Source organism: Candidatus Pristimantibacillus lignocellulolyticus (assembly GCA_023639215.1).
GTDB classification, from domain to species: Bacteria; Bacillota; Bacilli; order Paenibacillales; family Paenibacillaceae; genus Pristimantibacillus; species Pristimantibacillus lignocellulolyticus.
Genome location: CP097899.1, coordinates 2,417,999 through 2,428,796, shown reverse-complemented (window position 1 = coordinate 2,428,796; position 10,798 = coordinate 2,417,999). Strand labels below are relative to the sequence as shown.

At 36.8% G+C, this 10,798-nt stretch carries 8 protein-coding genes and 1 other annotated feature; of the genes, 3 read left to right on the top strand and 5 right to left on the bottom strand.

Annotation, left to right across the window (positions count from 1 at the left end; all coding sequences use genetic code 11):
• Positions 1-42: 42 nt before the first annotated feature.
• The 4 genes from NAG76_10280 to NAG76_10265 form a co-directional block, all read right to left on the bottom strand.
• Positions 43-699 carry a hypothetical protein gene (locus NAG76_10280; protein ID URN96576.1) on the bottom strand — a complete coding sequence of 219 codons (657 nt, stop codon included), beginning with the start codon at positions 697-699 and terminating at the stop codon, positions 43-45.
• A 190-nt stretch (positions 700-889) separates the two neighbouring features.
• Positions 890-1,345 (bottom strand): HEAT repeat domain-containing protein, encoded by a 456-nt coding sequence (locus tag NAG76_10275; GenBank protein URN96575.1) that lies wholly within the window; start codon positions 1,343-1,345, stop codon positions 890-892.
• Positions 1,346-1,654: 309 nt separating this feature from the next.
• Positions 1,655-2,668: an SDR family oxidoreductase gene (locus tag NAG76_10270; protein ID URN96574.1), complete on the bottom strand. Its 1,014-nt coding sequence runs from the start codon at positions 2,666-2,668 to the stop codon at positions 1,655-1,657.
• Between the two features lie 125 nt (positions 2,669-2,793).
• Positions 2,794-3,645: a pentapeptide repeat-containing protein gene (locus tag NAG76_10265; GenBank protein URN96573.1), complete on the bottom strand. Its 852-nt coding sequence runs from the start codon at positions 3,643-3,645 to the stop codon at positions 2,794-2,796.
• A gap of 372 nt (positions 3,646-4,017) precedes the next feature.
• Here NAG76_10265 and NAG76_10260 point away from each other — a divergent pair, with 372 nt between their 5' ends.
• Positions 4,018-7,440 carry a discoidin domain-containing protein gene (locus tag NAG76_10260; protein ID URN96572.1) on the top strand — a complete coding sequence of 1,141 codons (3,423 nt, stop codon included), beginning with the start codon at positions 4,018-4,020 and terminating at the stop codon, positions 7,438-7,440.
• Between the two features lie 187 nt (positions 7,441-7,627).
• Positions 7,628-8,074, top strand: coding sequence for an OsmC family protein (locus NAG76_10255; protein URN96571.1), 447 nt, complete (start codon positions 7,628-7,630; stop codon positions 8,072-8,074).
• Positions 8,075-8,222: 148 nt separating this feature from the next.
• On the opposite strand, the gene NAG76_10250 is transcribed toward NAG76_10255, so the two are convergent.
• Entirely contained in the window at positions 8,223-9,473 is a 1,251-nt protein-coding gene (locus tag NAG76_10250; GenBank protein URN96570.1) for an MFS transporter, read from the bottom strand.
• 72 nt (positions 9,474-9,545) lie between these two features.
• Positions 9,546-9,795 (bottom strand) — a binding site (T-box leader).
• A gap of 125 nt (positions 9,796-9,920) precedes the next feature.
• Between NAG76_10250 and NAG76_10245 the strand changes: the two genes are divergently transcribed.
• Complete coding sequence (locus tag NAG76_10245; protein URN96811.1) at positions 9,921-10,760, top strand: class I SAM-dependent methyltransferase; 840 nt, start codon at positions 9,921-9,923, stop codon at positions 10,758-10,760.
• Positions 10,761-10,798 lie beyond the last annotated feature (38 nt).

Below are 10,798 nucleotides of genomic sequence, written 5' to 3'. Positions count from 1 at the left end.
CTATGTTTATTTAACGTTAAAGTTAAGTAAAGGCTAGTAAATTTAGTCAGATATATTGAAGGCTTGAAAGAAACTTGATAACTTGGGCGACGTTTGCTCCGCATCATGGAATCCACCACCTATATTATGGAACAGACCAGCATTGTTACCAAATATAGTGATGCCTCCGAACTCTTTAGTATCCTCTCCATTTGAGATAGAAATATAATAATTATACTGTGTTAAATCATCATCTCGATGAGTTCTATCAGACTTTATTTTATGACCTTTCACACGATAGCCGAGTTTCTCCCAACTAATCATATGTTTTATCCACATCCAGATTGTTTGATCTTGCTGCTCCTCAATAAGATAACATTTGGGTGCTTGAATAGAATCGGGAAGATCATCTAGTAACTTCGACTCAAATACCAATGCTTCTCTTCGCCAATAATTATGATGAGAGCTCAATTCTTTCTCTGAACTATCAGCTTTTATTATTTTCAAAATGATTGACCAAGGCATTGGTTTACCTTCTAAAATTACATTGCCATGTAAATGATAAATACCAGCTGTTGTGAAATTGGGAGTTGCATAACCAATATCATCACAAATTACAGATAAAATTTCTATTCGTTCACTATTAAACACTTTTTGAAGACTAGCATTGATTTGGTCTAGTTTGTTTTCTATTAAGATATTTGTATTGTATTTGAACAAGAAATAACCTCCTATTAAGAAGTAACACCCCGTATTCATTGTAAATTAATAAATTAGCTTGCTCATCACTTTCTCAATTATACATAAAAATGGAAAATTCAAGAAGAGATTATACTAAGATTACCACACAAAAAAGGAGCACAGATATCATCTATGCCCCTCTTCTATACATTACATATACTTTGAACGACTACTTTCTTTTGCTAGTCGTTGTTTCCCACATATCTTTAAGCCAAGCGTCAAAGCCATCGCCTTTATCACCTTCGTAAGTGTCATAAATATCTACGCGAGTCTTTTGTAGCTTTTCTTTAAACTCTTCGAAAGTATGACCATCAGGTAAACTCTTTTTAATTCTTAGCAAAATCTTGCGAAGATTTTTGAATAGCTCGCCTTTATTTTTCGCTGGCATTTGTACTTCTTCGCCCATTTTCTTAAGCGTGCGGAATGCAGCTTCACGAACTTGAGATACTTGATCGCCCGTCATAACATGTTGTAAGACTTTAATTGTCTCATCAGAGTTCCATCCAGCCAATTCATTAACAGCATTCAAACGTTCTTTCCAGTTTGCTGTACGATTAACTGCTTTCTTAAGCTCTTCAAAATTTTCCGGAAGCTCACTAACTGCTTCATAATTTTTATTATTCAAAATTCAATCTCCTTAATCATCGCCGCTATGGCATAATGATGAATTACATACTAGTGCTTTCTATTATAACACGAACCAAGCTAATCTTCTCATACTTGTTGAAGCTCTGCCCGAAAAACCTTTCATTCGCCAATATCTTTGAAGTTTTGGCATATCAATTATTAATCATAATAGACATAATTTAGTATAAAAATACTGACTGTAGTAGACTAATTGACTTCAAAATCTAATATTCTGCTACAATACAATATTTCTCCAATAAAAAAGTGTGCTGCATTCAGCACACTTTCCGATATCTATATGATCTAGCTAGTTTTTGACCGACTCAATCGCAACATTCACAGCGCCAATAACTTTATCGCACCAGTTATCGAATTCAGGATCATCCGTCTGATGTTCAGGATGAGCTAGTATATATTCAATCGTTTGCTTAATCCCTTGATCTAAGCGAGTGGTAGCAACGAATTCCGGTACAAGTCTTTTTAGCTTAGAATTATCAAATACGACGGAATTGGCCTTATCACCTAGTAATCCACCAGTAAATTCATCATCGCATGCCGCCAAAAAATGTGATGAAACGTGAACGCTATTTAGCTTAACTCCAAGCGCATCCGCAATGATCTCATAGATTTGATTCCATGTGACCGTTTCGTCTGAAGTAATATGCACTGCTTCACCAATGGCATGAATATTACCCATTAACCCAATAAAACCTTTAGCAAAATCTCTATTATGTGTCATTGTCCATAATGAAGTACCATCACCATGAATAATTACTGGTTTGTTTTCTAGCATACGCCTAGCAACTTGCCATGATCCTCTTCTACCATGCACACCTAGTGGAATCGATCTTTCGTCGTATGTATGACTTGGTCTAATAATGGTAATTGGGAAGCCATTGTCTCTATACTGCTTGATCAAATACTCTTCACAAGCGATCTTATTACGCGAGTATTCCCAGTAAGGATTCGATAAAGGTGTGCCCTCAGTAATTCTATAATCAGATAGTGGGGTCTGATAAGCAGACGCTGAGCTAATAAAAATAAACTGCTTTGTCTTACCGTTAAACAAGCGATAATCTCTTTCCAATTGCGTTGGTTCAAATGCTATAAAATCAGCAACAACATCAAACTCTAAATGCTCAATTAGCTTTGATACTTGCTCTTCATTATTAATGTCTGCTTGAATAACTTTAACACCTGCTGGTAAAGCATTATTACGGTTACCTCGATTTAGTAAATATAACTCATGTCCTTGTTCTAATAATTGGCTAGTAATTGCGGAGCTGATCGTTCCTGTTCCTCCAATAAATAGTGCTTTCATCTGTCCACCTCCAAAGTATTTTCTCAATCATAGTTTGCTTTCGTTCTTTCTTAAGTTACCATGTATACGCTACCAAGACAACCTACATCACCTATCATTCATCCTTGGATTATCAAAAAGCAGAATTAATTTAACCAATGAGCTGGAAGTGTTAGAGCGGATGGTAATCGAGTTTTACGATCACCTTTTGCGGAATTAATTTGTGCTTGCGTAAGAAAGATACTACCAATAAGATTTGCCCCACTTAGATCTGCGTCTCTAAAGTCTGCACCTATCATATCGGTTTTTCTCAGATCGGAGTCTCTAAGATCAGCCGCAATAAATAGTACTCCTCGCAAATTGCTACCTTTAAGATTAGCTCCTCTTAACTTTCCACCAATACAATCTCTACCTTTAATACTTTTACTATGTTTATTATTTTGAGTGCTGACTTTAACTTTGCCTCGTACCAATTCGCTTGTTTGCAGTAGTAAGTCATTCACAAATGCTCTATGAGTTGGTACATGAAGTGCTAAGAGTGAAGTCGTATTAAGATCTGTAAGTTGCTGTATTTCATCTATAGCCATTTGTATTTGTTGATAAATAGGCTTAGCATCTTCTAAGCTAAGCGCCTCTGTTAAGTAATACAGCATTTCATGTAGCTGTTGCATAATAGGTAATACATCGAACATTTCCTTCGCTAACTCTGGATTATCTCGCCAACTTTTCCCGCTATACGTTTCTCGAGAAACCTTCTGACCTGCCCCAAAGCATTCATAAACTGTACATCCTCGTAAGCCACTACTTCTTAGCTTTTGATGGATTCCACAGCGATAATCCGCTTGAAGATTATGACATGGTGACCCACTATCTTTATTAAAAGCAAAATCAGCTGACTTTGCATAAGGTAACGCTACACAGCATAAACCGAAACATTGTTGGCAATCTGCAAGATATTGATTTTGATGGTTACCGTTAATAAGTAATTGCTGAGTCACAGTAATCTACATCTCCTTTAACTATCATCTATCAAATTAATATTACCATTTAAAAGAAATGTTGGGAAAGTTCAATGATATTCTAAATACTACATTATCTAATTGTCTAAATAGCTTAATCTCTACGTCCGATACAATAATATTACACACGATAATCGTAGTAATACATCTTCAGTAAGTAGTTAAACTGATTTATGCTAGAATCATAATTCTATTCCAATATTTTACCTTACTGGGAAGTTATATCAGTAAGAGATTGGTAGAATTAGAGACACCGTTTAATTAAGGAGGTGGATAACGGATAGAATAATGTCAATGCACAATATGAAAGCGCATTAACGAGTGTTAGACTATCTGACTAGGAGGTTTTTTATGTTCTCAATGAGGGAATTAAAAAAAAGAAATCCGTATGTCATCTTGTTTCTATCATTAGTTGTATTGTTATCACAAATCACACTGTATCCTTCCTCATCCTCAGCTGCTGGAGGAGCTAATCTAGCACTTGAAAAAAGTGTTACAGCTAGCGGATTTGCCGATGTATATGGGGCGGGAAATGTCAACGACAATAGTCAAAGCACATATTGGGAAAGTACAAACAATACCTTTCCACAGTGGGTACAAATCGATCTAGGTAGTAGCAACAGTATCGATCAAATTGTACTGAAGCTACCAGCGACGGGTTGGGAAACACGCACACAAACATTGGCGGTACAAGGTAGCAACAATGGTTCCACATATTTTAACATTGTGAATTCTGCTTCCTATACGTTCAATCCTTCCATAAATAACAATACAGTTACAATCGACTTTTCAGCAACTAACACACGTTTCGTACGACTTAATATAACGGCAAACACAGGTTGGCCAGCTGCACAACTTTCCGAATTTGAGATCTATACTTCTACACCGACTACAACACCTACTCCAACTCCAACCCCAACACCAACACCTACACCAACACCTACACCCACACTTACACCAACACCTACACCTACACCTACACCTCCAACTGGTTCCAACTTAGCTCTTGGTAAATCAATTACATCTAGCTCATCTGTTCATATTTTTACAGCTACGAACGGCAACGATGGCAGTACATCAACATACTGGGAAGGTGGGAGTAATCCTAGTCAGTTAACTGTTGATCTTGGTGCCAACCACAATATTACATCCATTGTTGTGAAGTTAAATGCTGCTAGTGAATGGGCAACTCGCTCCCAGACTATTCAAGTACTAGGCAACACACAAAACTCAGCAGCCTTTACTAACTTGCTTTCCGCACAATCCTATACGTTTAACCCTGCAACAGGTAACTCCGTAACAATTCCAGTTGTAGCTACTGCGAAAGAAGTTCGACTGAACATTACAAGCAACACAGGTGCTCCTGCAGGACAAGTGGCTGAGTTCGAAATATACGGAACACCAGCGCCGAACCCGGACCTTACAATTACAGCATTAACTTGGACACCTACAACTGCTATTGAAACAGATAACATTATATTAAATGCAACTGTTCAAAATATCGGAAACGTTAACTCCCCTGCTAGCACAGTCAATTTCTATCTTGGTAATGAGCTTGTTGGATCTGCTCCAGTAACTGGATTAAATGCTGCTGCTTCAACAACTGTTTCGCTAAACATAGGAAAGAGAAATGCAGGATCATATGTTGCTATCGCCAAAGTTAATGAAAGTAACGTATTTACTGAACAGAATAAAAATAACAACAGTTATACTAATCCCACTTCTTTGACTGTCACTCCCGTTCTTAGTTCTGATTTGATTACAACAACGACATGGAATCCAAGTAATCCAAGTGCAGGCAACACCGTAACATTTACAGTAAACCTCAAAAACCAAGGAAATAGCCCTTCCGCAAGTGGAGCTCACGCCGTCACTTTACTTCTTAAAGATACTGCTGGTACAACGATCAAAACGTTTACCGAATCTTATAATGGCGTACTAGCAGCAGGTCAATCTGTTAATGTCAATATGGGAACTTGGACAGCTATCAATGGTAGTTACTCAGTAACAGCTACCGTGGCAGCTGATGCTAACGAAGTAAGTATTAAACAAGCAAACAATACAAGTACGTCCAGTCTATATTCAGGTCGTGGAGCTAATATGCCGTTTACTATTATCGAAGCAGAATCACTCTCTAATACTACAAACGGTACGCTGTTAACTCCTAATTTCAAACCTGGTGACTTTGCTGGTGAGGCTTCAGGACGTTCCGCTGTGCTTCTTGATGCGACAGGTGAATATGTAGAGTTTACGCTCACTTCTCCTGCTAATGCCTTCGTTCTTCGTAACGCTGTTGCTGAGAATACGACCGGAACGGTTAGTATTTATGCTGATGGTGTAAATAGAGGTGATTTCAACGTAACTTCTAAATTTTCTTACGTTTATGCGACACCAAGTACACTTGGTAGATTAGGATATGACAATAGTCCTGGAGCAGGCTTAACAGCATACTGGCTCTATGAAGATTCACAATTATTACTTGATCAAGTATATCCAGCAGGAACAAAAATCAAAATTCAAAAAGATGTAGGAGATGTATCTTCAATCTATGTAGATATGATTGAAACTGAAAATGTCGCTCCTCCAGCATCTAACCCAGATCCAAGTAAATATGTTCAAGTTTCCGCTACAAAATCCATTGAGCAAGCACTCAATGAATTCAGACAAGATACTACGAAAAAAGGTATCTTTATCCCTGCCGGTGAGTGGACGATTAATAGCAAAATCTTTTTATATGGGCGTGCAACCGAGATCATCGGTGCAGGACCTTGGCATACCAAATTAGTCGCACCACAAAACCAATCGAATACAGATGTAGGCTTTAATATTGGTGCCACTGCTAATGGTTCAACGATTAAAGATTTATCTGCATGGGGTAACTATATTTACAGAACAGATGGACCTGGTAAATTTATTGATGGTAATGGCATGCAAAATGTAACGGTTCAAAACGTTTGGGTAGAGCATTTTGTTTGCTTATATTGGGGGGTCAACTCATCCTACAATACATTCAAAGACAACCGTATTAAGAACACGTTCGCTGATGGAATTAATATGACAAATGGTTCATCTTACAACGTTATTGATAACAACTATTCTAGAGGTGCTGGAGATGATGCTTTCGCTTTATTCAGCGCTATTGATTCTGGTGGGTCCTACAATGTAGGTAATAAGTACATCAATCTTACGGCGACTAACGTAAGACGTGCAGCAGCTTTCGCCGTATATGGTGGCTCAGACAATCTTTATCAAAACCTTTATGGTGCTGATACATTAACATACCCTGGAATGACAATTAGTAGCTTGAGCTTCGGTTACAACACATTAGGTTTTGGCGATAAAGATACTGTAATCGACGGAGTTACATTAGATCGCACAGGCGGAGATTTCTGGACTAGTGTCGGTGCAGATGACAAAATTAATGAATATCAAAACTTTGGAGCAATCTGGTTCTTTGGTGGAGATAGAACCTTCAAAAACATTTTAGTGAAAAATGTCGACATCAATGATCCTGTATACTATGGCTTAATGTTCCAAACGAAATCTCCTGAAAATCTTGCTATGCAAAACGTTCGTGTAGAGAACGTAAATATTAATAATCCAACTCGTTATGGTATTAAACTTGTTGTCAGAGCAGAACAAGGTCAAGGACCAGTTATCGGCGGAGCAAGCTTTACAAATGTGAAGATTAACAACCCAGGCGTTGCTCCTATTTACGGACAAAGTGGAAGTCCAAACTTCACAGTGACAAAAGTATCAGGGAACAACTGGTAATTATAGTTTATTAACAGTAAAGAGCTTACTTGGGTGTTTACCAAGTAAGCTCTTTTACGTAACTAGTAAATCATAAATAAATTGACATAATTTATATTAAAAAATATAATACTTATAAAACACAGTGGATTAGTATGGATTAGATGTGGAATCGATCCTCAACTACTCCCTCAAAGGAGATTTTATAATGGCTGCTGTTACTACATTTAAAGCGACTGCTCATTTACAAGATGGGGTCAAAGTTAAAACTACTTCTAGACAATTCGAACTTACAATTGACGAACCAAAGAGTCTAGGCGGAACAGATACTGGTATGAATCCAGTTGAAGCATTACTTGCTTCACTAGGAGCTTGCCAAGCTATTGTTGCTAGAGTTTATGCTCCTAAGTTTGGTGTGAAACTAGACGATTTCAAAGTGGACGTTGAAGGCGAACTTGATTTAGATGGTTTCTTTAATAAATCTGATGTTAGACCAGGCTACTCTGATATTCGTTATACATTTACAATTAAAACTGATTCGCCGAAAGAAAAAGTAGATGAATTTGTACAGTTTTTGGAGAGTAAATGTCCAGTTGGAGATACCATTGCTAACCCAGTTAATCTTAAATTAGCAAACATCATTATCGAAAATTAAATAATTCTTTGAGAACCCCTTCATAAGGCAAAAAAGATGGATAGAGATTTCAGATTATATCTGAATTTCTATCCATCTTTTCGTTCATCTACAATTACAATATGACTTGGAAAAAAGTATTGCTGAATTATTTCGAGCGAGCGTAAGGTTAGATATTAAATTTTTCATTTACAAATTCGGATTTGAAAACTTCTCTTTTAGAAGGTAGACCTGCAACTAATAAAAGAATTAATGAAATGACTAACATGAGTAATACGACTGTTATAACTACCATTTGAATCATATCTACTTCAGCTACTAATCCCATTAAAATAGTTATTATTATGACAAATATAGATTGAATTAGACCATATACACTTCCTACTCTCCCCATAATATGAACTGGAATGTTATTTTGAAAAAAAGTAAGAAACCCAGTATTTGCATAGGCATTAAAAAACGAAAGAATAAAAAATCCAGCTGCAGCCATTGTAAAAGTATTTGAAAATGCGTAAATACTGTATCCAACTGATATAAAAACGGTACCCAAACCAATTAACAAAGAAATACTTATATTTTTTACAATGACAGAGTTAATTAGGGCTCCTACTATAGCTCCTGCTCCAGCTATAGTGACTAGAAAACTATAATCGCTATCTGTTAAACTCAAGACTTGCTTAGAGAAAGCTGCTTCTAACGAGTCTACCCCGCTAGCTAAAACTATTGTGATAAAAGTAAATAAAAAGTATATCAGCATAACATATTTATTTTTGCTACTAAAGCTTCCTACAGCTTTCCAATCTAGTCTTATTTTTCTTAATGTGAGTTTATTGTCCTCTGTTGTAAGGATTTCATTTTTCTCAACATCGGGCATTAACAAAGTGATTAGACCAGATAAAAATAATCCGATTGCATAAACAAAAATAGCCATAGTTGGGGAACCAATGATAAATAATACACCAGCTATTGCTGGACCAATTAGAAACGCACTTGAAGATACTAAACTATGTAGTGAGTTGAACCTTTTTCTTAGATGAAGTGGTATTAATTTCGTTATGTATGTCATAGAGGTCGTTCCAAAAATAGAGTTACCCATACTAATAATAAAAATCCAGAAATAAATCCATAATACAGAGTCTAGTAATGGTAATATTGCAATTAATGAAGCCCGGGATATATCTAATAGTACCATCATCTTTTTTTTATTAAACCTATCAATAACACTCCCCGCCCAAAAATTCGTCATAATCGTCGCAAGTGGTCTTATTACATATAACATAGACACAGCAAATGCTGACCCAGTCATGTCTAGAATGATTAAGTTAAATGCTATAAAATAAATCCACTCACCGAGATTAGAAACACCAATACCAAAAAGTAATATAGAAGGATATTTCCATTTACTTAAAGTTGCCTTCATATACTTTCACCCCTTCATAATATAAAAATACTTATTAGAAAAACAAAAAAAATCTCACCCCCAAGATTTTATCTTGAGGACGAGATTTTAGTAATCCGCGGTGCCACCCCAGTTCATTAATATGTCGCCACATTAATCTTTTCAAGTACAAGAATCTATACCCTAACCTGTTAACGGAAGTAACCGTCATACTATCACCACACTGGGATCCAATATGAAACTCAGAGGCTTGCTTCGATAAATAAACCTTGCTCCTTTTCAGCAACCGGAGCTCTCTGTATAGGTCCATACTTTTATCTACTTTTCTCTTCATTGTTTTTCGAATTATGAATTTTATATATTCTACATTCTCATGCCTTATTTGTAAATAGTTTCTATATATAGAGTTTAACTGCACTCGTCAGTGCATTCTCAAGAGCGTATCATACTGAACATAATCAGACTAAAATTTTTGATGATCATATTGCTAGACAGTTATTAACCGATGAAGAATATGATAATATTTCAAGCAATATGTCCCAAGCAGTAGCTTTCTTCCAACCAGAATTCGTTGGTACACATGAGCAAGCGCTACGTCGTATAGTTGATCATCATTTATCTCCTTCTCCAATTGGTAGGGCTGCTTTTGCAGAGAAGGCACTTGAGCTTGCAGTCACGCTCGGTGCCAGACAATATCTCGCTTTTGCCGCGGGGTATGATACCTTCGCTTATCGCCAGCCGGAGTGGGCAACAAAGTTACAAATCTTTGAGATTGATCATCCTTATACTGCAGCCGATAAATGCAGACGTGTATTGGGTATAGGTATGAATGCTCCGTCAAATCTACACTGCATTTCAGCCGACTTTCAAAAAACTGATTGGCAGAACCATGTACTAGCCTGTCCTGCTTTTAACCCGAGTATAATCAGTTTTAGTAGCTTGCTCGGTATAAGCTATTATTTACCTAAGAATGTATTTAAACATTTTTTATCTACTATTGCTTCCTTTCTTCCGAGCGGAAGTAGCATTGTATTTGATTATCCTGATGAATATACATTCACGCCTCTCGCAGGTGAACGTGCACAGAAGCAGGTTATGCTGGCTGCTCGAGCAGGCGAGCCTATGCAAGCAAGTTATAGCTATTATGAACTAGAGCAGATATTAGCATCAGCTAATCTGCTTATCTACCAGCATCTGACTCCTGCTGAAATTACTGCAGAATTGTTTCAAATTTATAATGAAAATCAGCCTGCACATAAAATAACTGCGTTTGATAATGTGAATTATTGCTTGGCTGTTAAACTATAGCTGTACTGCAAACAAGGAAGCTATGAACGCTCCACTGT